Source organism: Pseudoalteromonas sp. H71, from assembly GCF_001468485.1.
Taxonomy (GTDB): Bacteria; Pseudomonadota; Gammaproteobacteria; order Enterobacterales; family Alteromonadaceae; genus Pseudoalteromonas.
This window is the reverse complement of the sequence record NZ_LODI01000006.1, coordinates 74284-98039: the sequence shown is the minus strand read 5'-3', so window position 1 is coordinate 98039 and position 23756 is coordinate 74284. Positions and strand designations below refer to the sequence as shown.

The following is a 23756-nucleotide window of genomic DNA, read 5'->3' as shown; positions in this document are numbered from 1 at the left end:
TTCGAAAGAGCCGGGCTTTTTTACGTCTATAGAAAAGTAAAATTAAGCATTTCTCTCTCTAAAGCGCAGCGTCTCTTTGTGAAAAGTGTTTTGGCTATCGAATGGATTGGCCATGATAGTACCCCATTCCACTGTGACCTTCCAACGCGGTGAGCCCTATGGCATTGCAAAGCTCCAAATAAGAAAAACCCGTTACAACAATGTGATGGGTCTTTGGCTGTTTGGACTAAAGTAGATAGATTAAACCAAGCCATATTCGCTCATCTATTTCATCATAACTACTAAATACATAACATAATTAGATGTAGAGTATTGCCCTAGTTAACTCCATATTTCTCAATTGGACTAAATGCAGCAAGGTAATAACGTGTATGGTATTAAAAATAGAGCGCCTGTTTTAGATGCTCTAATTTAGATTTCAACACGTTCCTTATATCTATCATCGACTCTTAATAGTTATTGATTTAAGCTAATTAAAATTTAATCGTGCGTACTACGTTTTAAGAGTATGCCTAATATAAAAATAACAAAGGCTTCAATATGGACAATTATCCACAAGGTATTTTTTGCTGGTCAGAGCTATGTACACATAACTGGAAAGAGGGTAAGGCTTTTTATATGTCTTTATTTGACTGGGGTAATGATGATCAACCTATAGGCGATGATCTATTTTATACTATGTTACAAAAAGAGAATGACGACATTGCCGCTATGTATGAAATGCCAAAAGAGCAAATTCAAGAGGGTATTCCAAGCAGTTGGTTAACATATATTGCGGTAGACGATGTGGATGAATGCGCATTAAAAGCGAAACAATTCGGAGCTGAAATAATTGCAGGTCCTCATAATGTTATGAATGCTGGCCGGATGTTAATGCTTACTGATCCGGGGGGAGCAACCGTTGCATTATGGCAAGGAAAAGATCATAAAGGATGTAAACGTTTATCAGAGCTATCAACGCCTTATTGGCATGAGTTAGCTACACGCAACAGTAAAATTAGTAACGAGTTTTATTGTGCTTTACTGGGATGGAAAAGTGAAATAAAACCAATGGATGGTATGGATTACACATTATTCATGGTGGATGGTAAGCCTGTTGCTGGAATGCTTGAAATGAATAATGAATGGCCTGAGGAGGTTCCTCCTCATTGGATGATTTATTTTTTAGTTGATAACTGCGATTCAACAGCCAACAAGGCACAGGAACTAGGAGCTCAAGTGTGTGTACCTTCTACTACAGTACCTGAAGTTGGTCGGTTTGCTGTTCTTTGCGATCCTCAAGGTGCTGTTTTTTCCGTGATCCAAGCGCAAGATTAACGCGTTTATGGCGTATGAGTGAGTGCATGCGAAGACTAACTTGTACTGAACTACTTTGGCTATTAGCTTTAGCGTTTAATTACTCGTTATTTTGCTATAATGCCAGTCATATATAATATCTATGCATGTTGAGCAGACAATGGAATTTGAACAAAATAGCAATTTAACCCTTCCTTTATTTCTATTAAATGAGTCTTTAAGTGATAGAGATTTAGAACAGCCTGATTTTGAAATATTAATACCACTTGATGATGATTTACTTGCTCAAATTTGCCAAAACCCTTCAGAGGATAGCAGCATAGCTATTACAGTGACAGATTATGAATTATTGATTACAGACCCTGCTTATACTCCTGTGTTAGAGCAACCGCACAGTGCGCAAATAACATTAATTCATGGTCCTGTTCTAAGTGTTGTACTCAATACTGAGAACCAAGATGTATTTATATCTCCGCAAATGGATATGATGCCGACCTTTGATTTGGGTGATGAAGACGAATGAACAAACTCATAGGTATCGTTATATTAGTTATTCTCAGTGGTTGTGCGTACTTAGGTAATGCTCATTACAATGAGATATTTGGCACTGAACAACCTCAGCGGAGAATTGTTTCTCATAATACAGGCGAAGGGGCTAATTTTTTACAAAATGTAAAACCTGTGCTTGATACTCGCTGTGTTGTTTGTCATGGTTGTTACGATGCACCTTGTCAGTTAAAACTATCATCCCCTGAAGGGATAGATAGAGGTGTAAGTAAAAACCTTGTTTATGATGGTACTCGTTTACTTGCTACAACCCCAAGTCGGCTATTGTTTGATGCGACAACCACGCAGCAATGGCGTGAAAAGAACTTCACCCCTGTTTTAAATGAGCGAGTACAAACTGAGGAAGCTAACTTAGCTGGTAGCGTCTTGTTTAATAGTTTAGTACTGAAACAAAGCCATGAATTGCCTGCAAATGAAATATTAGGTGATGAGTTTGATTTTTCGCTGAGCCGCTCTCAAACCTGTGCCACTATGGGAGAATTTGATCAATTAGCGGGTGAGCAGCCTCATGCTGGTATGCCTTATGGATTACCGGGCGTATCCCGTGATGAATTTAATCACTTGCAGAAGTGGCTCAAAGCAGGCGGTAAAATGGCGCATATTGACCCGCCAACAGAGTATGAACTTGAGCAGGTAAAGCGTTGGGAAGCATTTTTAAACCAAGATGATTTGAAGTATCAGTTATCGGCTCGCTATATATACGAGCATTGGTTTTTAGCTCACATATATTTTGGCCAAAAGACCCCAGATAACTTTTTTAAGCTTGTTCGTTCGAGCACACCTCCAGGCGAAAAAATAAAATTAATAAGCACACGTCGACCTTATGACGACCCTAAAGTTAACCGTGTTTACTACCGATTTTTGCATGATCGCAGCACTGTTTTATCTAAAACTCACTTACCTCTTAAGCTAAATGATGAAAAGTTGACGCGCTTGTACCAACAGTTCATTGCACCAGAGTATACGGTTAAAAGCATGCCAAGCTACAAGGCAGAGTCTGCATCTAATCCGTTTAAAACGTTTGAAGTGATCCCTATTGATTCTAAATATCAATTTATGCTTGATGAAGCAGAGTTAATTATTATGGGCTTTATTAAAGGGCCAGTATGCCGTGGTCAAATTGCGTTAAATGTGATTAACGACCACTTTTGGGTTGCTTTTGCTGACCCCAAAAAGGTGGCAACCCCAGCGGTTGGACAAATGATAATGCAGCATGAGGACGCACTTGAATTACCCGCCGCAGAGGAAAGTAATGCATTTCCTATTGCTAACTGGGTTAAATACTCAGCTCTGGAGCAAAAATATTTAAAAGCAAAGGTCAATTTAGCTAATGAGATGTTTAAAGGTGGCGAGCATTTAACAACAGATCTATTGTGGAAAGGAGATGGCCACAATAAAAATGCAGCACTGACTATATTTCGTCATTTTGACAGCGCCACCGTGGTGAAAGGTTTTATTGGTCAAGAGCCAAAAACAACTTGGATTTTAGATTATGCCTTATTTGAGCGAATTCATTATTTGCTGGTTGCTGGTTTTGATGTTTACGGCAATATTGGGCATCAACTGGTAACGCGTTTGTATATGGATTTTTTACGCTTAGAAGGAGAGCAAAACTTCTTAGCATTATTACCTGAAAGTAAACGAGATAAAATTAAAGGCCAGTGGTATCGAAAATCACCCCCAAGCCTTGCTGAGTTTTTTAAAAATAATCGTGAGTTTAGTCAGCCAAGCGGTATAACTTATAAAACAAACAATCCTCAAAAAGAGTTATATGCACTAATTAAAGAGGCGCTAAGCCCAGTGCTAAGCGAGCACTACGATTATAAACAAGTACCTAAATCACTAAGTGCCATTAATGCTATGCCTGCAAAAGCAGTAAACTTACTACCGCAGTTATCGTTTGTGTTAGTAAAGCAAGATGACGATAGCCATAAGGCTTACACGATTATTCATCATAACGCACATTACAATATTTCGAGCTTATTAAATGAAGACGGTCAACGAGCTTTTGACGAAGACACGGCAACAATCGTCCCCGGTTTTATAGGTGACTACCCAGCTTCCATTTGGTATTTGAATAATGAACAACAGGTTGAGGCTTTTGCTGAACAGTTACCTATGATGCAAGTTGAAGCTGACTACGCAGCTTTAAAAACTAAGTTTGGTATTAGACGTTCTCATCCACAGTTTTGGCAATACAGCGATATTTTGCACGCTACAGCAAAAAAATACCGTGGTATTGAATACGGGTTGTTCGATTACAATCGTTTAGAAAATAGATAGTAAATCCTCTTATATAGCCCAGCTTTGAGTTGGGCTTTTTTATATTTATAGATTAAGCATAGATATTGATGTAATTGGACTACACTTAAACCAAAAAATTAGGCTAACTATGTTTGAAGTTGTTGCAAATATTCGCCTACGTAATCGGTGGGCATTAATCGCTATTGCGCTATTAATTAGTGTTTCTGTATCACTAATGCAGTACTTTTTTTCAGTACAAAAAAATGATGCAAACATTATTAACATTGCTGGTAAACAGCGAATGCTGTCGCAAAAAATTGCATGGCATGGTGATAAGTTATTAACCTCGCAAGTACCTAGTACAGATCATCAGCAGTCTTTAGATGCATCGCTCAGCCTATTTAAAGCAAACCATCAATATTTATTGTTAAAAAACGATAATGGTCAATATAAATACCTCAGCCCTGAGCTTATCAAGTTATATATACAATCACCTATTGAGCTAGATTTGCGCGTGCAAAAATTTATCCAGCGGGTAGAAGGGCTACTGTATAAACAGGAAAAAATAGACCCCAATGTGTTTTCTGTTAAGCGAATGGAAGAGTTACTAAAGTATTTAGATCAAGCTGTTGGCTTATTTGAAAAAGAGTCCGTAAAAAAAGTGGCGTGGGTGTCTTCAGCCGAGCTATTTTTTTGGTTGCTAACTATGTTATTGCTTATTGGTGTATTACGCTTTGTGTTCATACCGATGGAAAAGCAGATCACTAAGGCGTTATCAAAGTATCAACAGCAAAAAGATTTTGCGCAGCAAGTGAGCAAAAATAAAGAACACTTTATAGCTCGAGCAAGTCATGAGTTTAGAACGCCTCTACAAGGCTTTATTGCCTCGATTGATTCGTTAGAGGTCAGTAATAGCCAAAAATCGATTAAAACACAGGCCTCTTATTGCGCATCAAGAATAATAGCAATGCTTGACGAGCTACAAGATTTACAGGCGCTTAGTTTAGGTCGTTGGGCATTGAAACCGTCAAATGAAAACTTACTTCAGTCATTCAATAAAGTGCTTTTAGGGTATGAATTTGGTTACAGTCAAAAAGGCATTACCTTAGTTACAACTCTTGATTCGACACTTGATCAAGCTATAAAACTAGATCATCAACGCTTTCAGCAAGTGTTAGCTGAGTTAGTTGGCAACGCATTAAAGTTTACAGAAGAGGGGGCTGTTACTGTTAAGGCTTGTGTTAGCAATAAGCAATTAACAGTAAGAATCACGGATACAGGTTCAGGATTAACCAAGCCAGTCAGCAAGTTAACTTTTAATTCATCTAACCAAAATAATCACTTTCAAGGGTTAAGAACAGGCCTTGCAAGGGTGCAGTACATTGTTGATGCTTTTGACGGAAATATTGTGTTTGAAAATACATCGCCAAATGGGGTGCGCGTTACGCTGAAAATGCCCGTTGTGATTGATGAAAGTGCACCTTCGTTAAGTGCGCTGTTACCTCAAAATCTGCATTGTTTAGTTGTTGAAGATAACCCGTTAAACATGCACTTATTAACGCGAATTCTTTCACAACTTAACTATAGCTATGAATGTGCAGAAAACGGAAAGGTCGCCTGCGAGATGGCCACTAAAAATGAATACCAGGTTATTTTTATGGATTTAAATATGCCAATAATGGATGGCTTTGAGGCTATTAAAAAAATACGCATTTTTGACGCTAATACGCCTATTATTGTGGTTACCGCTAATACATCTACAGAGGATATGAAGTTAGTTTATGAGTATGGCGCCAGTGGGCATATTCATAAACCAATTGGTAAGCAAGCAATTGTCGATGCGCTAGTTAATGTATGTATGAGCAGTGAAATAAATTAAAAATGTGTAAAATACGCTGACTTACATAATTAGCCTGATGTTAACTTGGCAGTACAGTAAGTGCTATGATGTAGGCAAATCGACACTGTTTGCAGTGCTAATTGATAAGGTTAAATTAGTACTGCAAGCATAGAAGCACCTTACCCAAATGAAGTTATTGCTACCTGAGATACAATTTTTTTAGGTTTTAGAATGTTTTTTATATTTTTTATTAATACTTTCTATTGCGTAAATAATAATTTCGATCACAAGAAGTAAAGAAGCAATGATTAACCCACCACTTGGTTTAAAGTGTCCCTCTTGATAGTAATATATTCCACTTATAAAAAGCATGGAGAGAAAAAATAAAATCTCGAATTGAATACGTTTCATAATCCACCTAAATATTATTAGCTTACGCAGGGTAACTATTTACGTAAGCTTTATTGGAGTTCTTAGTTTTAAAGACGAGTAACACTAAAACCTTTGTCTTTTAGCTGCTTAATTAAGCCATGTTGCTCTGGTAAGTGCAGTGCACCTACCGCAATAAATAGTTTTTCGTTACTTAAGCGAGGCACTAATTGCTCAACCCATTTATTATTGCGATTAACCAGCATGACTTGCTCGCTTATTTCACCGTAATTACTATCGTCAAAGCTCATATTGTAGTACTCGGTAAGCGTATCCATATCGCCATTTTTCCACGCGTTTACTAGCTTAATAAAGTAAGTATTAATGTCGGCAAGCTGCTCGAAGGTTTCTTCAATCATTTCGTTACTTAATAGCGCCATACCATCAAACATTTGTAACTGCTGCTCTAAGGTTTCTAGTTCGCTTATTTTTATATTTTGCTCTTTAGCGTAAGCAAGTACTTGCTTGTCTATGCCTGTTTGATCAGAAAATCCTGCATTTTGAAATTCAATTTGCATCATAGTTACCATTACAGCCCACGGTTTGAAGGTGTTAAACATGGCAATATCAATCGACTTTTTTGCAAAGTAATCTTTAAGCTTTTTGTAGTTTTGTTTTGATAGTTCTGTTTGTAATGTTTTGCCATTTTTTAGCATCATTAATGGCATAGAGCGCTGTTGCATCTCAAATGGAGTAAGTTTACTAATATCCACTTCCACAACCACTTCATTACTTTGTTCAATGGCTTGAGTTATATTTTCAGGCAAGCCTTTCATACTGGCATCACCTACGTGAACAGTGCCAAATAAATAAGATGTTGTGCCGTTTTTTTCTACTTTATATAAAGCTGGTGTTGCAAGGCTATTAAAGCTTAGTACTGTAAGCAGCACCATAATGAAAAAGTAACTAATACGAGGTATCGGTTTCATGGTTTGTCCTTCAAATCCTGTTGTTGAGTTAAACAAATACTAACCTAAATTTGCCTATACAGCAGTGCTAAATTCAGTATTTATCAAACGTCTTTTGTGAGGGTATTGGTACTAATGTGCGCTGAGTGGAGTGTCTGTTCTATTTACGTTTTTTGATTTTGTACAGTCGCAAGCCATAATCATTAAAACTATTCGGAAGAGCTAAATACTATCTGTATAAAAAAATTAATTTAATTTTTACTAAAACTCAAAAATTAATCAAACCATAAATGGGGAATATAAGAATAGTGAATTTCTATACTTTAAATTAAAACATAAAAATTCCTTTACGGTTGTATTTAGTGAATTTTAAAACCACTTAATTTGGGTTTTAGTGCTTTTTTTGAATTGAGTTTGGTGTTGACTTAAGCCGCTCAGCGCGGTACTAATACATAACAGAGCGAAAGATGAGCTTTCGCAACAGATTATTTAAATTTGGTGTTAATTACATGCTTACAACTGCACTTAAACTAGTCCTGATTATTATCGTGGTGATTATTCCCGCGAGGGCTTTGTAGTGCTGTAAACTTGAGCATTAAAAAGCCCTCCGCACTTAACAGTTCGGAGGGCTTTTTAGTTTTAAGGGTAAAAATTAATTAGGTTGTCACTGAAGAATGAGGATTTATTAATGACAGGCGCAGAACTCACAATCGACTTATTAGCCAAACACGGCGTAAAAGAGGTATTTGGCTACCCTGGTGGAGCCATTATGCCAATTTACGATGCGCTGTATGGTGCGCCAGTCAAGCATTACCTCACTCGCCACGAGCAAGGTGCTGGTTTTGCTGCTGTAGGTTATGCCCGCAGCACAGGTAAATTAGGCGTATGTTTAGCAACATCAGGCCCTGGGGCAACTAATCTAATAACAGCACTTGCCGATGCAATGATGGACTCAGTACCATTATTAGCAATTACTGGCCAAGTACCTACTGCAGCTATTGGCTCTGATGCATTTCAAGAAGTAGATGTGCTAGGTATGTCACTTTCGTGCACAAAACACAGTTACATGGTAGAGCGTCCAGGAGATTTAGCCGAAATACTGCAAGAGGCTATGCACTTAGCCCAAAGTGGTCGCCCAGGTCCTGTACTTGTCGATATTCCAAAAGACATTCAAATGGCGCAAGTGCCTTTTAAACCTTGGCTCGCCGCTGATGAATACTTACCACAGCTTGATTTAAACCAAGTTGCTATTGCAAATCAGTTATTAAGTGAAGCAAAGCAGCCAGTTGCATATGTTGGCGGCGGCGTGCAAGCCGCTGATGCGCAAAATGAGTTAATGCAGTTTTTAAATAAAACGCAAATGCCAGCAGTATCAACACTTAAGGCATTAGGCAGTGTATTACCAGATTACGAACATTACTTAGGTATGCTAGGTATGCACGGTACACAAGCCGCTAATATAGCCGTGCAAGAGTGCGATGTATTAGTGTGTATAGGCGCTCGTTTTGATGACCGCGTAACGGGTAACTTAGCTAAATTTGCAGCCAAAGCAAAAGTAATCCACTTAGATATAGATGCAGCTGAAGTAGGTAAACGAAAACCTGCTAAGGCCTCGTTAGTTGCAGACTTAAAAACATCATTACCGGCACTTGAGTGCTTTGTAACCCCTAAAGCATGGTGCGATACAAATAAGCAGTTAAGCGTAAAACATGCGTGGCGCTACGATTACCCAGGCGAAAAAGTATTTGCCCCGTATTTATTGAACCAATTAAGCCTGCGTATGCCAAAAACAGGCGTAGTGTGCTGTGATGTGGGTCAGCACCAAATGTGGGTAGCGCAACACATGAAATTTAGCCACCCGAGCAACCATTTAAGTAGTGGTGGTGCAGGCACAATGGGCTTTGGTTTACCAGCAGCCATAGGTGCACAAGTAGCGCGCCCGGATGATTTTGTAATAACGGTCTCGGGTGATGGTTCAATCATGATGAATATCCAAGAACTCGCCACTATTCGCCGTAACAATTTACCAGTAAAAATACTGATATTAGATAACCAACGCTTAGGTATGGTTCGCCAATGGCAGGAGCTATTTTTTGAAGGACGTTACTCTGAAACAAACCTTTCAGATAACCCTGATTTTGTTCAGTTAGCCGCTGTATTTGGTATTCCTGGGCAAACAATTACACATGCAAATCAAGTTGATGATGCAATAACCGCATTAGTTAACAACAAAGGGCCGTACATAGTACATGCCTGCATAGACGATAAAGAAAACGTATGGCCACTTGTACCACCAGGGGCTGCAAATGACGAAATGATTACGGAGAAAGCACAATGAAACACAGCCTAACTATTGCATTAAAGAGCCAAAGTATAGCGGTCGAGCGTTTTTTGCGTGTAGTGCGTCACCGTGGTTTTGATCTTACGCATTTTCAGCTCAATATGGATGATGGCCACTATAATGTAGCGATGACAGTAGATAGCGATAAACCAATCCACCTTTTAACAAGCCAGTTAAATAAGCTGGTGGACGTTAAAGAAATCACTTTACAAAATTTACAGCAACAAGCTGTGTAATTGCTAACAACACAAATTTACGAGTAATTGAACAACAGTTACTCACCAATTTTTAGAATGAGGAATGCCCGCTTACAGAGCGGCAAAACAGAGGTAACTATGGCTAAATTAAGAAGTGCAACAACAACTGAAGGACGTAAACGCGCAGGTGCACGTGCATTATGGCGCGCAACAGGCATGACCGACACAGACTTTGGTAAACCAATTATTGCTGTAGTTAACTCGTTTACGCAATTTGTACCAGGGCATGTTCACCTTAATCAGCTTAGTGAGCTAATGGCTGAAACAATCACTCAAGCGGGTGGTGTACCAAAAGAATTTAATACCATCGCTATTGATGACGGTATCGCTATGGGCCACGGTGGCATGCTCTACTCACTCCCATCACGCGACCTAATTGCCGACTCGGTTGAGTACATGGTTAACGGCCACTGCGCCGATGCGATGATCTGTATTTCTAACTGCGACAAAATTACCCCAGGGATGATGCTTGCAGCGCTACGCTTAAACATACCGGTTATTTTTGTATCGGGCGGACCAATGGAAGCGGGTAAAACAAAACTTGCTAACATTGATATCAAATTAGATTTAGTCGATGCCATGGTTAAAGGCGCTGATGAGTCAGTAAGTGATGCAGATTCAGAGCAAGTAGAGCGCTCTGCATGTCCTACTTGTGGGTCGTGTTCAGGCATGTTCACTGCAAACTCAATGAACTGCTTATTAGAGGCTATTGGCCTTGCACTACCGGGTAACGGTACAACGCTTGCAACTCATAAAGATCGTAAGCAACTATATGTAGAAGCGGGTGCGCGTATTGTTGATTTATGCCGTGAGTACTACCAAAAAGATAATCAAGACGTACTGCCTCGCGCTATCGCTAACAAAACAGCGTTTATGAACTCTATGGTTGTTGATATTGCCATGGGTGGGTCATCTAATACGGTATTGCATTTATTAGCTGCGGCACAAGAAGCCGGCGTCGATTTTGACATGTCGCACATTGATGAGTTATCTCGTAAAACCCCATTTTTATGTAAAGTTGCCCCAGCAACAGCGCAGTACCACATTGAAGATGTGCATCGCGCTGGTGGCATGATGGCTATTATCCGTGAGTTGGGTAAAGGCGGTTTAGTTGATTTATCGGTAAACCACGTGGCGGGTATGACCATGGGGGAGCTTGTTAAAAAGTGGGATGCGACAGATCCAACAAACGAAGCCGCACAAAAGTTTTACCGCGCAGGCCCTGCTGGTATTCGTACTACAAAAGCAATGAGCCAAGAATGCCGTTGGGATGAAGGCGATAACGACCGTGAAAACGGTTGTATCCGCAGTGTTGAGCACGCTTTTCGTCAAGATGGCGGCTTAGCTGTGCTCTCAGGTAACTTAGCGGTTGACGGTTGTATTGTTAAAAGCGCAGGCGTAGTTGACGAAATGCTACATTTTGAAGGCACTGCAGTGGTGTACGAATCACAAGATGATTCAGTAGAAGGCATTTTAAACGACGAAGTAAAAGCCGGTGACATTGTTGTTATCCGTTACGAAGGCCCTAAAGGCGGCCCAGGTATGCAAGAAATGCTGTACCCAACGAGCTACTTAAAATCAAAAGGCTTAGCTGAAAAGTGTGCATTGATCACCGATGGACGTTTCTCAGGTGGTACATCAGGCTTATCTATTGGCCACGTATCGCCAGAAGCGGCAAGCGGCGGTGCCATTGCGTATGTTGAAAATGGCGACAAAATTATTATTGATATTGCAACGCGTGAGATTACGCTTGCATTAAGCGATGAAGAACTTGAAGCGCGTAAGCAAAAGCAACTAGCACGTGGCAAGCTGGCGTACAAACCGGTTGATCGTGAGCGCTATGTATCGTCGGCATTAAAAGCGTATGCATTACTTGCAACCAGTGCAGACAAGGGTGCAGTGCGTGACTTAGAAAAGTTGGAGGAGCTTAGCTAATTATGGTTTCTCAAGAGCTCGATTATTTTCGTGCAATTATTCAAGCAAATATGGAGCCCTTGGCTAAAGTCACTGAGGTCAGTAAAATGCCCGACCTCAGTGCGAAGTTAGGTAATCATGTTTGGTTAAAGCGTGAAGATCAGCAGCCGGTGTATTCGTTTAAACTACGGGGCGCTTTCAATAAACTTAATAAGTTGCCCAAAGGCTCGGTTGTCATTACGGCATCGGCGGGTAACCATGCTCAGGGTGTTGCATTAAGCGCTTCGCATTTAGGGCACAAGGCAACGATTGTGATGCCTGTTACAACGCCAGAAATAAAAGTTAACGCCGTACGTGCTTTAGGCGCAGAGGTGGTATTACATGGTCATCAGTTTGATGTAGCTAAAGCTCATGCGCTTGAACTTACAGAGCAGCGTAATGGCATTTTTGTTCCACCATTTGACGACCCCGACGTTATTGTTGGCCAAGGCACTGTAGCACGAGAGCTAATGCAACAACTCAATGAGCTTGATGCAGTATTTATACCTGTGGGTGGCGGTGGTTTACTGGCAGGCATGGCTGTTTATATAAAGTCACTTCGTCCTGATATCAAAGTTATTGGCGTTGAAGCCGATGAGAGCGCCTGTTTACAAGCTGCACTTAAAGCGGGTGAACCGGTAGAGCTTGACCGAGTTGGCAGTTTTGCCGATGGAGTCGCTGTTAAAATTATTGGCAAAGAAACATTTCGCTTGGCTCAAAAGTTTTGTGATGAAGTGGTGACTGTAACCAGTGATGAAATATGCGCCGCCATGCAAGACATCTTCGTATCTACACGCGCTATTGCTGAGCCTTCTGGCGCTCTTGCAACAGCAGGGCTAAAAAAGTGGAGTCAGCAATCAGGTCTTAAAGGGTTAAATTTAGCAGCTGTACTTTCGGGTGCTAATTTAAACTTTGATCGTCTTCGTTACGTAGCAGAGCGCACTGCGCTAGGTGAAAAAAACGAAGCGTTATTAGCCGTTACCATTAAAGAAGAAAAAGGCAGTTTTAAACAGTTTTGTGCGTCTTTAGGTGGCCGTGCTATTACTGAGTTCAACTACCGTTATGCAGGGCCTGGTGAAGCGCAAATTTTTGTAGGTATTGCACTGCGTCAAGGAGAGCAGGAACTCAATGAGCTTAAACAAGATCTAACTAAAAATGATTACGCGTTTTGCGACTTATCAGACAACGAGCTCGCTAAATTGCACGTACGGTATATGGTTGGTGGTAAAGCACCTGAAAAACTGCATGAACGGTTGTTACGTTTTGAGTTTCCCGAATATCCCGGTGCATTAGCGCGTTTTTTAGATACACTTGGTAACGATTGGAATATCACGTTATTTCATTATCGGAGTCAAGGTGGCTCAATGGGCTATGTTTTAGCTGGCTTTGCTATTGAGCCTGAGCAATTTGAGACCTTTAACGAGCATCTAAATGACTTAGGTTATAGCGCGCAAGATGAAACGCATAACCCGTGTTTTACACAATTTTTAACGACGCAATCTCTCTCAGACAAAACCGCAAAGCTCGCTTCAGTTTAACAGCGACTCAACAGCAAGCCCCTTACAAGGGGGCTTGCTTTATCATTTGTTTTACATATAGTTACAGGTAACCACTATATTTTTGAGGAAACTTGGTTGCTACTTAAAGGATTAATACTTGGATTGTGTTGTTTTTGTTGCCAAATCGCGGCGCAAGAATCGGTCACTTTACAATTAAAATGGACACATCAGTTTCAGTTTGCTGGTTACTACATGGCCAAAGAAAAAGGGTTTTATAAAGATGTGGGTCTTGATGTAACCATAAAGCCCGCAGATCTAACAATACCTGATGCGTTTAGTGCTGTGGCTAATGGCCAAGCAGAGTTTGGTGTAGGTCACTCGGGTATTTTAAAAGAACGTATAAACGGCCAACCTTTCGTAGCAATGGCGCCTATCTTGCAATATTCACCTTATTGTTGGATGGTAAGAGACACTTCTGATATTTTTCATCCTCGTGATTTTGTAAATAAGCGCATTAGTAAAGTGAGCCACAACGATAGCAATGAGTTAATGGCTATGCTTACTCGCAGCGGAGTAAATACGCGCTTGCTTAGCGTATATAACGGTGACAACCCAAGCCAAGCCTGGACTGAAAATAGGCTTGATGCAATGCAAGTTTATTTATCTACTGAGCCCTACAATATGACTCAGAGAGGTATATCACATCGCCTAATATGTCCTCAGCGTTACGGCATAGACGTCTATGCAGATATCTTATACACCACCAGGAAAATGTTAAACACATCCCCAGAAACGGTCGAAAGATTTTATCAAGCCAGCCTTAAGGGGTGGCGCTACGCAATGATGAATATGGACGAGGCCATTGCGGTAACCCAAATACTTTACGCACCTAACAAAAGTTTCCATGAATTAGCATACGAGGCTGAAATGCTAAAAGAGTATATTATGCCAGCAACAACCAGTTTGGGGCATATGTCTATTCCAAAGTGGCGCCTAATTGCAGACTTGTACGGTATTCACCAAACTGAGTTTGACAAGGTTAAAGCCAGTTTTATTTATAAATATCAGCGGCCGGAACAAATGGAGCTATCATGGATGTTAATTGCAGCGATGATTGTGAGTGTTATTTCTATACCTCTGTATTTGCGTTTAATGTTTAGTAAAAAAATAACCGTTTAATGGCTGTTAATGTTACTGATACAATTGGCCGCCTTTTAATAAATTAAGCTGTTATGACGTTAGCCGAGCAATTTACTTCACTTGATTCTATTTTAAAGCGGACTCGCGCCTATTGGCAGTGCACCGCTTTTGACTTTGATGCGATCCCTTGGCCTGAACTGCAAGGCATATTAAACAGCCTAACCGATGAGCAAGTAGCGACACTTGATACCAAGCAGAATGAATTAATAGATTTTTTTAATCCGCATATTAAGTTACTTGATGAATTACAGCTATTATGTGAATTACCCCAAGCAGATACCCGCCGATATGATTACCCTTTTTGGATTAGTAATGGCATAAAAGGGCGTAAGTTCGAACAACTTCAAGACTTTGTGTCTGCGTTGCCAAACACAAAATTACCGGTATTAGAATGGTGTGCGGGTAAAGGGCATTTAGGTCGCATGCTGGCATTCAACGGTGCTACACATATTAATAGCCTTGAGCTGCAGGCAAATTTATGCGAACAGGGTCAAAAAAGCGCAAAGCAACAAGGCTTGGCGATGCAATTTAGCCAAGTAGATGTATTACATGATGACACTACATTATTCTTTAATACTGATATGCATGCTGTGGCGCTTCATGCATGCGGCGCTTTACATCAAGCTATGATACACAAAGCAATAGCTGCAAACGTAAAGCAAATTAGCTTCTCACCTTGTTGCTATCATTTATTCACACCGAACGATTACTTGCCAATGAGCGAGCTTGCCAAGCAAAGTCAGCTTAGGTTAACTCACCGTGATTTAAAACTGGCTCTGCAAGAAACAGTAACAGCACCATCTCGAGTTGATAAAATACGAAAAATAGAACTTGAGTGGCGATTGGGCTTTGATGCGCTGAGGAGGTCAATTACCAATGAGCCGTACTACGTTAGTGTCCCCTCAGTTAATAAGGCGGTATTCTCAGGTTCATTTAAATCATTTTGTGAGTGGGCGGGGGATAAAAAAGCATTAAAAATACCGCAAGGTATTGATTATGGCCGTTTTTTATCTGAAGGCGTCGCTCGAAAAAAGGTGACTGACAGAATTGAACTGGTTCGACATGTGTTCAGAAGAGCAATTGAGGTTTGGCTTGTGCTCGATCGTGCTTTATATTTGCAACAGCATGGCTATCAAGTAAGTATTAAAACCTTTTGTGAAAAGCAGTTAACGCCTCGGAATATTTTAATTCTTGCCAATAATAACCCTTCCACCCAATAAATAGTCGTTTTGGCTTAATAAGAGATGCAATGAGAAAATTAAAAAATTTGTTCGATAATAATAAAAATTGGGCTGCGCGGACAAGCGAAGCGAACCCAGAGTTTTTTAAAATTTTGTCTATGCAGCAAAACCCAGAGTACTTATGGATTGGTTGTTCAGACTCTCGTGTACCAGCTAATCAAATAGTTGATTTATTACCGGGTGAGCTATTTGTACACCGCAATGTCGCCAATGTAGTTGTACATACTGACCACAATTGCTTATCAGTGATGCAATACGCAGTCGAAGTTTTAAAAGTTAAACACATTATGGTCGTTGGCCATTATGGGTGTGGTGGTGTTCAAGCGGTCCTGAACGATGCAAAGTTTGGCTTTATTGATAATTGGCTTCGTCATGTTGGCGATGTAAAAGAAAAGCACATAGAGCAACTCAACAGTATAAATGAAGAACAGCGATTAAGCCGCTTGATAGAGCTTAACGTAATAGAGCAAGTTCGTAATGTATGTCGAACCAATATTGTGCAAGATGCATGGGAGCGAGGCCAAGACTTAACGATTCATGGATGGGTTTATGGTTTAGAAAACGGCCATTTACATGACTTAGAAGCGGTTGTAACGTGTGCAGAGGAAGAGTCAGACAGTTACAAACGTGCAATCCAACATGTATTTAAAAAAGCAGGTTGTGAGTAAATAAATGACGAAAACGGCGGTTGTTATTGGCGCAACAGGTTTAGTAGGATCTGAGCTTTTGACGGCATTACTCAGCTGTGCTGAGTATAGTAAAGTTGTTGCTATAACACGCCGAGTGTTACCACTTTCCGATAAAAAGTTAACTAACCATATTATTGATTTTGAAAAGCTGACTCAATACAGTGAGTTATTTAAAGGTGATGTGTTTTTTTCATGTTTAGGTACGACACTTAAACAAGCAGGCTCTGTTGAGGCACAGCGTAAAGTCGACTTTGATTATCAATTTATTGCCGCGCAACTTGCTTCATGTAATGGTATGAAACACTATTGCTTAGTGTCATCAAGTGGTGCAAATGCAAACAGCAGCAGTGCTTATTTAAAAATGAAGGGGCAGTTAGAGCAAGCGGTTATGCCTTTGGCGTTTAATAAAACGAGTGTTTTTCAACCGTCACTGTTATTAGGGGCGCGGGATCACTTTAGGCTAGCTGAAAAAATAGGCAGTGTTATTTTACCATTGCTTACAAAAGTTGGCGTTTTAAAGCGTTATAAACCCATAACAGGCAAGCAAGTTGCTGTAAAAATGTTATTGGTGAGTTTAAAGCAAGAAGAGGCGCATAAATATTATGTGCTTGATGAGCTATTTGAATAGATATTAATTTCATGTATACATAATAATGTAAAAAAAGCAGCTTAGGCTGCTTTTTTATGCGTTAAATTAATTATTCAACGTCTGTTTTTTCGCTTAGTTGCTGTTCAAGAACTGCCACTTTAGCTTCTAGCTCAGTTAGTTTTTCGCGTGTACGGATAAGTACTTGGCTTTGAATATCAAATTCTTCTCGGCTAACAAAGTCCATCTCAGCAAGCTTGTTTTGTAAAACTTGCTTTGTTTTACCTTCTAGCGTGTCTGCTAAATTTTTTACACCTTGTGGCATATTACTCGTAATTTGCTTAGCAATTTCTTCTAGTTTTGCTGGGTTGATCATAATTGTCCCTTCGGCATTGCCTAAAATGATAATAACTAATATTACCTTATACCCACTTCATTTAACACATGATCATGTTTGCGTAATTAATTATGGCAATCGCTATGCCTGTAGTAATGGTTACGTTAAAATTGCGCGTCTTTTAAATCATTCTGGTCGTTATGAAACTTAATCCAAAACAAGATGAAGCGGTAAAATATATCAGTGGCCCATGCTTAGTTCTTGCTGGTGCTGGCTCTGGAAAAACCCGCGTTATTACAAATAAAATTGCTTATTTGGTACAAAAGTGCGAGTACAAAGCACGTAATATTGCGGCTGTTACCTTTACTAATAAAGCGGCTAAAGAAATGCGTGAGCGCGTATTACAAACGCTTAGTAAGCAAGAGGCTAAAGGGTTATGGGTATCGACGTTTCATACACTGGGTTTAGAAATAATAAAAAAAGAATTGAGCACACTCGGCTTTAAACCTGGTTTTTCGTTATTTGACGATCAAGATACCAATCAGCTGTTATCGGAACTCACCGAAGATGAATTAAAAAAAGACAAAGATTTACTTAAGCTGCTAAAGATGGAAATTGGTAGCTGGAAAAACGAGCTAGTGCTGCCAGAGCAAGCAATACGTGAAGCGCGTGACGCGCAAAAATCGTTATTTGCACAGCTTTATGCCCGTTATCAAACCCAATTGCGTGCCTATAATGCATTAGATTTTGACGATCTGATTATGATCCCCACATTACTACTTACTAGTAACGCAACATCTCGTGAGCGCTGGCAGCAACGCTTTAAATACTTGCTGGTGGATGAATATCAAGATACCAATACCAGCCAGTATCAGCTTGTAAAGCTACTCGTGGGTGAGAGAGCGCGTTTTACTGTGGTGGGCGATGATGATCAATCTATTTACTCTTGGCGTGGTGCGCGTCCGCAAAATCTTGTTCTTTTGAGTAAAGATTACCCCGGACTTAGGCTTATAAAGCTCGAACAAAACTACCGAAGTGCACAGCGAATACTTAAATCTGCCAATATACTCATTGCCAATAACCCGCACGATATAGAAAAAAAGCTATTTAGTGAGTTAGGTTATGGTGAGCCGATAAAAGTGATTGGTTGTCGCGACGAAGAGCATGAGTCAGAGCGTGTAGTTGCTGAAATTATTTCGCATAAATTTATGAAGCGCACAAGCTACAAAGACTACGCTATTTTGTATCGTGGAAATCACCAAGCACGCGGCTTTGAAAAATCATTAATGAGCAACCGTATCCCTTATAAAATAAGTGGCGGCATGTCGTTTTTCGCGCGTTCAGAAATTAAAGACATAATGGCGTACTTGCGCTTACTCGTGAATCAAGATGATGACAATGCTTTTTTAAGAATTGTGAATACCCCTCGTCGAGAAATAGGCACAGTAACGCTCGAAAAGCTGGGTACTTTAGCCAACGAAAAACATCAAAGTTTGTTTGCTACCTGTTTTGATAACGACCTAGGCTACAGATTAAAAGGGCGAGGTTTTAACGCTTTAGCTGGGTTTGCTCGATGGATTGTCGAATTGTCAGACAACGCGGTACGCAGTGATACGTTAGAGGCGGTGAAAGATTTAGTGCGTAATATTAATTACGAAGCTTACCTTTACGAAACATCGCCTAGTGCTAAAGCAGCCGAAATGAGAATGAAAAATGTCTCTGAATTGTATCGTTGGATCACAGACATGCTAACTGGAGACGCTGATAACGAGCCGATGACGCTTGCCGAAGTGGTTAGTAAACTGACACTGCGCGATATGTTAGAGCGTAATGAGGAAGAAGATGAATCCGATGCTGTTCAGTTACTTACATTGCATGCCTCTAAAGGTTTAGAGTATCCGTATGTGTTTATGGTTGGTATGGAAGAGGGGTTGCTACCTCACCAGGTTAGTATTGACGAGGATAACGTAGACGAAGAGCGTCGACTCGCTTACGTTGGTATTACTCGTGCGCAGCAAGAGTTAACACTTACATACGCAAAGATACGCCGTCAGTTTGGTGAAACCTCTGAAACAGAGTTAAGTCGATTTGTGCAAGAGTTGCCGCAAGATGATTTGGCATTTGAAAACAAAAAAGCGCCAAGTTCTCAGGCAGAGCGAATGGAAAAAGGGCAGGCCAGAGTCGCAAATTTACGAGCTATGTTTAAAAAACCTGAGTGAAATCAGGCTTTTTTATAACCAAAGCTGGGCTTAAACTGATTGACTGACGTGTTCTGGCTGTGACTCAGGGCAAGCTAATGTGTGTTGTTTACCAACAAAAAATGACAAACCATGTTTATCTAATAAAGCTCTAAAATTAAGTATAGAAGGCCCTTTCGCTATTACCTTTATTTTTTTGAGCTTAGTGATAGGAAGCACACCTTGCAGTTGCAGATCGTAGCTTTCTTGCTGCAGTATACGTTTACTGAAGGTGGAGCTAAGTAGTAGATAGTCAAAGTTAACATCGGTTAATAAATTCAGTTCACATCTGTCTTTAGCAAAATTATTTAGGCCGACTGAGTACCCTAACAACGATAATTGCTTAAGGTTTTCTAGCTGGGTAGCACATGCATGGCGAATCTCTTGCTCATCAAAAAGTAAACAAAGCTGGCTTGGGCCACGTTGTTTGTTTAATACATCAATAAATAAAGTAAATTCGTGTTTTTCGAGTAATAAGGCAGAGCAGGGTACTAGTGCCATTGCCACATTGGCGTTTATGGCCTGCGCATAAGCACACTCTAGCAGTTGTAACTCGACTTTGAGGTGCTGCTCTTTGTCGGTGGCAAATTTTTTCAAAACCTCAAAACTGGTAAACCCTAAAATAGGGTGTTCACCAAATGCTTCAAATAGCGATTCAGATTGTTGTTGCTCATTTAAAGTAATAATTTCTGAGCTTCTAAAACTCATCGGCATTACATCAAGATGATGCAATGCTTTTTGCCCTACATCAGCAATCGATTGAGTGAGTAGCGGATGAAATAACTCGTAACGATTTTTCCCTGAATTTTTTGCATGGTACATTGCGGCATCGGCATCACGAATAATTTCATCTGTGTGTTTATAGCTTTGTTTAGAGTAATTTATACCAATGCTCGCACCGCTTTGCAGTAAAGTACCTTTAATATTAAAAGGCTTTTTCATTAAATCGATAATGCGATTAGCCACATCTTCGGCTTGTTGTGGTTCGGTTAAATGCGTTAGTAAAATAACGAATTCATCTCCACCCAAACGGGCTAATAAATCGTGCTCACGAATACATTGTGAAAAAAGTTCACTCACATTAATTAAGAACTGATCGCCAGCCTGATGGCCGAGTTGGTCGTTAATATCTTTAAACTTATCCAAGTCGATAAATAGCACAGCAAAGTGGCGGTCTGGGAAACGTTGAAAGTGCTGAAGTGTTTTTTCTAACTGAGTTAAAAATAAACTGCGGTTTGGCAAGCTTGTTAACGAGTCGTGATGGGCGTCGTGATAAAGCTGTTGCTCTATTTTTTTACGTTCTTCAATTTGCATTTGCAAATGCATATTGGTTTGTTGCAGTTCTTTTGTTTTTTCGTTTACTCTAAACTCAAGCTCTTGATGGCTTTTTGCAATGGCCTGATTAGCTAGTTTAGTTTGCAAAACAGCCGCTATTTGGTGCGATACAAAGGTAATTAATTCGTTATCGTCTTGACTGAAAATATGCTTATTATTATATGCCTGGCACACAATAAGACCAATAACACCCTGCGATGTTTTTAAAGGTGCGCCTAGCCAGCTTGTGGCTTTTTGTTTGTTAGGAACGGGGGCTGAACGTTGTACTACGCCACTGTTTAATAGCGCTTGTGCCTTATCAGGATTTATAAGCTGCGTTTCTTCTGTACTTATTACTAATTCGCTGTAGCCTTTGGCAAACTGACGGGGCTCAGTGTTTTCTTTGTATTCGTCAACACAGTAAGGGAATGTTATCCAACCTGAGTCTCTATCATATAAAGCAATATAGAGGTTTTCTGCGTAGGTAATTGTTTTTATTATGTCATGTATTTTAACGTAAGCGTCATCAAGGTTTTTAGCTTGGGTAGCAATTTCAGATACTTTAAATAAAATTTGCTGACGTTGAAGTGCACGTTTGCGATTGGCAACTTCAAGATTAAGAGCATCGTTACTTTGAGTGAGTGCGCGTGTACGAATTTTTACTTCTGACTCTAAATACTCACGTTTTTTTACACGCTCTATTGCCGTCGCTAAATAAAGCGACATAACTTCAAGAAGTTGTATTTGCTGAGAGTTATAACTTTGATTTACATCATAGCTTTGCGCGGCTAACACACCAATAATATTTTTTTCTTGGTACACAGGTACCCCCACCCAATGCTCAGCGGGTGTCCCTAAAGCTTTGAATAAACCATCAGCGGCTGCGTCTTGCATTTGTTGTTTTGTAAAGTAAGTGGTTTTACCTTCTTTAAAAACGTAACCGGTGGCGCCTTCATCAAAGCTATTAGAGTGATTTAGTGGTACTGCAATGCCATCTTTTTCGTCTGAAAAATAAGAAAGCTCTAACGATTGGCATTGTTGGTTTTGTAAAACAACATAAAAGCTTTTACTAGGCACATACTTTTGTAAAATATCGTGTATAGCGGGATATAATAAGGTTAGCTCTGCAACGGTGCTCGCGCGCTCAGATAATTGGATAAGCGCATTTTGCAAATGGTGTGATTGCTTGTACTTTTCGAGTAGCGTTTTGAGGCGTTTATTTTGGTACGCTAATTTACTCAATGCAGGGAGTTTATCTTCCAATGATGTAACCGATATTATTATTGTATAGTTATTAGGCTTATACTTTCACTTTTAGTGCTTAGCGTCAAGCTGATATTCCAATAAAAATAATGGTTAAAGCCGTATTTTAGGTATAAAAAAAGGCTTAACAAGTTAAGCCTTTTTTTATGTACAACGGATAATTATTTTGCTGTCATGAAATCGATTGCTGCGCTTATTTCATCGTCAGAACAATCCATACATGTGCCTTTAGCAGGCATTGCATTAAAGCCGTTAATAGCATGCTCAAGTAGTGTATCTTTGCCTTTGGCAATACGCGGTGCCCAATCGTCTGCAGATTTAGGTGCTCCTAAAGCTCCTGTACCATGACATGCAAAGCACGCAGCCTGATAAACTTGCTCGCCAGAACGAGGCCCTGTAGGCGCAGCAGCTACTGCAGCTTTATCACCTTCAAGGTATACAGCACCAACGGGTGCGAGACGTTTTTTGATTGCATCTTCAGTCATAGAGTTATCATATGGCTGTGCGTATGCTGTAGTTGCTAACACTAATAATGCTAATGCTGTTAATTTTTTCATTTTGCCTTGCTCACTTCGATTTGAACGTGATCAATCACGATATAGATGACGGAAATTACGCCGATTATAACTCTCTGAGGCAATTTATAAAATGCTAAGAGGTATTTTTATTACTAAAAACTGACTACTTTTTGCGTTAGCTCAATAAATACCAGTGGCTTAGCGCAATTTTATTACCCATTGAGCTTGTTCAAATAGTAAGTAAATGCCCATCACGACTATAGTCAGTTTATTTCTAATACGCGATTAACGAGCTTAGCGATCCCGGCATCGGCTTCAATAATTGATTGAGCAAGCATATAAGCAGGTGTAGTCACAATTTTATTGTGCTGGTCAATCACAACGTCATCAACGTCACAGTTTAAATGTGTTGCGCCAAGCGAAGTGAGTGCGGCAGCCGTGTCATTATCATTGCCAATAGTGAGCTTTGCATTATCGTAAATAAATGGAATTAACGCAGGCGCAATACACATATAGCCAGCTGGTTTATTAGCAGTAGCGAATTTTTTACACGCGTTTAATACGTCACTATTAATAGTCGCTTGCGCACCTTTTACAGCAAAGTCACACAAGTTTTTTGCAGCGCCAAAACCACCTGGAACTATTAACGCATCAAACTCATCAATATTGAGGTGGTTAAGCGCTTTTATATCGCCTCGGGCAATACGTGCGGCCTCAACTAATACGTTGCGTTTTTCACTCATTTCCTCACCCGTTAGGTGATTAATAGTGTGAAGTTGCTCTACATCTGGAGCAAAACACTGGTAGGTTGCGCCGTTTTTAGCTATGTGTAAAAGCGTTAAAATAGCTTCATTAATTTCAGCACCATCGTAAACACCATTTCCAGCTAATAACACTGCTACTTTTTTCATGCTTTTGTGCTCCTTGATTAAATTTATTCAGCCTATAGTTTGAATTTTAACACGAGTTAAATTGTCTCTTTAAATTAATTTTTGTGTGAAAATTATCCGCGAAGTAAGTTGCAATGCGGTATATGC

19 protein-coding genes are annotated in these 23756 nt (G+C 40.0%); 13 read left to right on the top strand and 6 right to left on the bottom strand.

Annotation, left to right across the window (positions count from 1 at the left end):
* Positions 1-540 precede the first annotated feature (540 nt).
* From ATS71_RS05480 to ATS71_RS05465, 4 genes are all read left to right on the top strand, one after another.
* Positions 541-1317 (top strand): VOC family protein, encoded by a 777-nt coding sequence (locus ATS71_RS05480; protein ID WP_058403901.1) that lies wholly within the window; start codon positions 541-543, stop codon positions 1315-1317.
* A 139-nt stretch (positions 1318-1456) separates the two neighbouring features.
* Complete coding sequence (locus tag ATS71_RS05475; RefSeq protein WP_058403900.1) at positions 1457-1819, top strand: hypothetical protein; 363 nt, start codon at positions 1457-1459, stop codon at positions 1817-1819.
* Positions 1816-4146, top strand: a complete 2331-nt coding sequence (locus ATS71_RS05470; protein ID WP_058403899.1) for a fatty acid cis/trans isomerase — start codon at positions 1816-1818, stop codon at positions 4144-4146. Before ATS71_RS05475 ends, ATS71_RS05470 begins: the two co-directional genes overlap by 4 nt.
* Before the next feature lie 109 nt (positions 4147-4255).
* Complete coding sequence (locus tag ATS71_RS05465) at positions 4256-5986, top strand: response regulator (RefSeq protein WP_058403898.1); 1731 nt, start codon at positions 4256-4258, stop codon at positions 5984-5986.
* A gap of 180 nt (positions 5987-6166) precedes the next feature.
* Here ATS71_RS05465 and ATS71_RS05460 read toward each other — a convergent pair whose 3' ends face one another.
* Both ATS71_RS05460 and ATS71_RS05455 read right to left on the bottom strand, forming a co-directional pair.
* On the bottom strand, positions 6167-6358 hold the full coding sequence (locus ATS71_RS05460) for a hypothetical protein (RefSeq protein WP_058403897.1): 192 nt from the start codon (positions 6356-6358) through the stop codon (positions 6167-6169).
* Positions 6359-6426: 68 nt separating this feature from the next.
* On the bottom strand, positions 6427-7305 hold the full coding sequence (locus ATS71_RS05455; protein WP_058403896.1) for a TraB/GumN family protein: 879 nt from the start codon (positions 7303-7305) through the stop codon (positions 6427-6429).
* A 667-nt stretch (positions 7306-7972) separates the two neighbouring features.
* Here ATS71_RS05455 and ilvG point away from each other — a divergent pair.
* The 8 genes from ilvG to ATS71_RS05415 all read left to right on the top strand — a co-directional run bounded on the left by ilvG (position 7973) and on the right by ATS71_RS05415 (position 17092).
* On the top strand, positions 7973-9622 hold the full coding sequence (gene ilvG / locus ATS71_RS05450) for an acetolactate synthase 2 catalytic subunit (RefSeq protein ID WP_058403895.1): 1650 nt from the start codon (positions 7973-7975) through the stop codon (positions 9620-9622).
* A complete protein-coding gene (ilvM, locus tag ATS71_RS05445) occupies positions 9619-9861 on the top strand; it encodes an acetolactate synthase 2 small subunit (protein ID WP_006793049.1) in 243 nt (80 codons plus the stop codon). Before ilvG ends, ilvM begins: the two co-directional genes overlap by 4 nt.
* A 99-nt stretch (positions 9862-9960) precedes the next feature.
* Positions 9961-11817: a dihydroxy-acid dehydratase gene (ilvD, locus tag ATS71_RS05440; protein ID WP_058403894.1), complete on the top strand. Its 1857-nt coding sequence runs from the start codon at positions 9961-9963 to the stop codon at positions 11815-11817.
* A 2-nt stretch (positions 11818-11819) separates the two neighbouring features.
* The gene (gene ilvA, locus ATS71_RS05435; protein WP_058403893.1) at positions 11820-13373 is read left to right on the top strand and encodes a threonine ammonia-lyase, biosynthetic; all 1554 of its coding nucleotides are present in this window, start codon (positions 11820-11822) and stop codon (positions 13371-13373) included.
* A 96-nt stretch (positions 13374-13469) separates the two neighbouring features.
* Positions 13470-14513, top strand: a complete 1044-nt coding sequence (locus tag ATS71_RS05430) for an ABC transporter substrate-binding protein (protein WP_058403892.1) — start codon at positions 13470-13472, stop codon at positions 14511-14513.
* Between the two features lie 53 nt (positions 14514-14566).
* A complete protein-coding gene (locus ATS71_RS05425) occupies positions 14567-15754 on the top strand; it encodes a methyltransferase (RefSeq protein WP_058403891.1) in 1188 nt (395 codons plus the stop codon).
* 29 nt (positions 15755-15783) lie between these two features.
* Complete coding sequence (gene can / locus ATS71_RS05420; protein WP_058403890.1) at positions 15784-16443, top strand: carbonate dehydratase; 660 nt, start codon at positions 15784-15786, stop codon at positions 16441-16443.
* A gap of 4 nt (positions 16444-16447) precedes the next feature.
* The gene (locus ATS71_RS05415) at positions 16448-17092 is read left to right on the top strand and encodes an NADH dehydrogenase (protein WP_058403889.1); all 645 of its coding nucleotides are present in this window, start codon (positions 16448-16450) and stop codon (positions 17090-17092) included.
* 70 nt (positions 17093-17162) lie between these two features.
* On the opposite strand, the gene ubiK is transcribed toward ATS71_RS05415, so the two are convergent.
* Positions 17163-17426 carry a ubiquinone biosynthesis accessory factor UbiK gene (gene ubiK / locus ATS71_RS05410; RefSeq protein ID WP_058403888.1) on the bottom strand — a complete coding sequence of 88 codons (264 nt, stop codon included), beginning with the start codon at positions 17424-17426 and terminating at the stop codon, positions 17163-17165.
* Between the two features lie 161 nt (positions 17427-17587).
* Between ubiK and rep the strand changes: the two genes are divergently transcribed.
* Positions 17588-19606 carry a DNA helicase Rep gene (rep, locus tag ATS71_RS05405; protein WP_058403887.1) on the top strand — a complete coding sequence of 673 codons (2019 nt, stop codon included), beginning with the start codon at positions 17588-17590 and terminating at the stop codon, positions 19604-19606.
* Positions 19607-19636: 30 nt separating this feature from the next.
* Here rep and ATS71_RS05400 read toward each other — a convergent pair whose 3' ends face one another.
* From ATS71_RS05400 to elbB, 3 genes are all read right to left on the bottom strand, one after another.
* The gene (locus tag ATS71_RS05400) at positions 19637-22201 is read right to left on the bottom strand and encodes a bifunctional diguanylate cyclase/phosphodiesterase (RefSeq protein WP_058403886.1); all 2565 of its coding nucleotides are present in this window, start codon (positions 22199-22201) and stop codon (positions 19637-19639) included.
* A gap of 161 nt (positions 22202-22362) precedes the next feature.
* The gene (locus tag ATS71_RS05395; RefSeq protein WP_058403885.1) at positions 22363-22758 is read right to left on the bottom strand and encodes a c-type cytochrome; all 396 of its coding nucleotides are present in this window, start codon (positions 22756-22758) and stop codon (positions 22363-22365) included.
* Between the two features lie 224 nt (positions 22759-22982).
* A complete protein-coding gene (gene elbB / locus ATS71_RS05390; RefSeq protein ID WP_058403884.1) occupies positions 22983-23630 on the bottom strand; it encodes an isoprenoid biosynthesis glyoxalase ElbB in 648 nt (215 codons plus the stop codon).
* Positions 23631-23756: the final 126 nt, after the last annotated feature.

What these genes read in the sequence shown, in the direction of transcription:
- ATS71_RS05480 (WP_058403901.1), top strand. Translation starts at nt 541, where the DNA reads ATGGACAATTATCCACAAGGTATTTTTTGCTGGTCAGAGCTATGTACA.
- ATS71_RS05475 (WP_058403900.1), top strand. Translation starts at nt 1,457, where the DNA reads ATGGAATTTGAACAAAATAGCAATTTAACCCTTCCTTTATTTCTATTA.
- ATS71_RS05470 (WP_058403899.1), top strand. Translation starts at nt 1,816, where the DNA reads ATGAACAAACTCATAGGTATCGTTATATTAGTTATTCTCAGTGGTTGT.
- ATS71_RS05465 (WP_058403898.1), top strand. Translation starts at nt 4,256, where the DNA reads ATGTTTGAAGTTGTTGCAAATATTCGCCTACGTAATCGGTGGGCATTA.
- ATS71_RS05460 (WP_058403897.1), bottom strand. Translation starts at nt 6,358, where the DNA reads ATGAAACGTATTCAATTCGAGATTTTATTTTTTCTCTCCATGCTTTTT.
- ATS71_RS05455 (WP_058403896.1), bottom strand. Translation starts at nt 7,305, where the DNA reads ATGAAACCGATACCTCGTATTAGTTACTTTTTCATTATGGTGCTGCTT.
- ilvG (WP_058403895.1), top strand. Translation starts at nt 7,973, where the DNA reads ATGACAGGCGCAGAACTCACAATCGACTTATTAGCCAAACACGGCGTA.
- ilvM (WP_006793049.1), top strand. Translation starts at nt 9,619, where the DNA reads ATGAAACACAGCCTAACTATTGCATTAAAGAGCCAAAGTATAGCGGTC.
- ilvD (WP_058403894.1), top strand. Translation starts at nt 9,961, where the DNA reads ATGGCTAAATTAAGAAGTGCAACAACAACTGAAGGACGTAAACGCGCA.
- ilvA (WP_058403893.1), top strand. Translation starts at nt 11,820, where the DNA reads ATGGTTTCTCAAGAGCTCGATTATTTTCGTGCAATTATTCAAGCAAAT.
- ATS71_RS05425 (WP_058403891.1), top strand. Translation starts at nt 14,567, where the DNA reads ATGACGTTAGCCGAGCAATTTACTTCACTTGATTCTATTTTAAAGCGG.
- can (WP_058403890.1), top strand. Translation starts at nt 15,784, where the DNA reads ATGAGAAAATTAAAAAATTTGTTCGATAATAATAAAAATTGGGCTGCG.
- ATS71_RS05415 (WP_058403889.1), top strand. Translation starts at nt 16,448, where the DNA reads ATGACGAAAACGGCGGTTGTTATTGGCGCAACAGGTTTAGTAGGATCT.
- ubiK (WP_058403888.1), bottom strand. Translation starts at nt 17,426, where the DNA reads ATGATCAACCCAGCAAAACTAGAAGAAATTGCTAAGCAAATTACGAGT.
- rep (WP_058403887.1), top strand. Translation starts at nt 17,588, where the DNA reads ATGAAACTTAATCCAAAACAAGATGAAGCGGTAAAATATATCAGTGGC.
- ATS71_RS05395 (WP_058403885.1), bottom strand. Translation starts at nt 22,758, where the DNA reads ATGAAAAAATTAACAGCATTAGCATTATTAGTGTTAGCAACTACAGCA.
- elbB (WP_058403884.1), bottom strand. Translation starts at nt 23,630, where the DNA reads ATGAAAAAAGTAGCAGTGTTATTAGCTGGAAATGGTGTTTACGATGGT.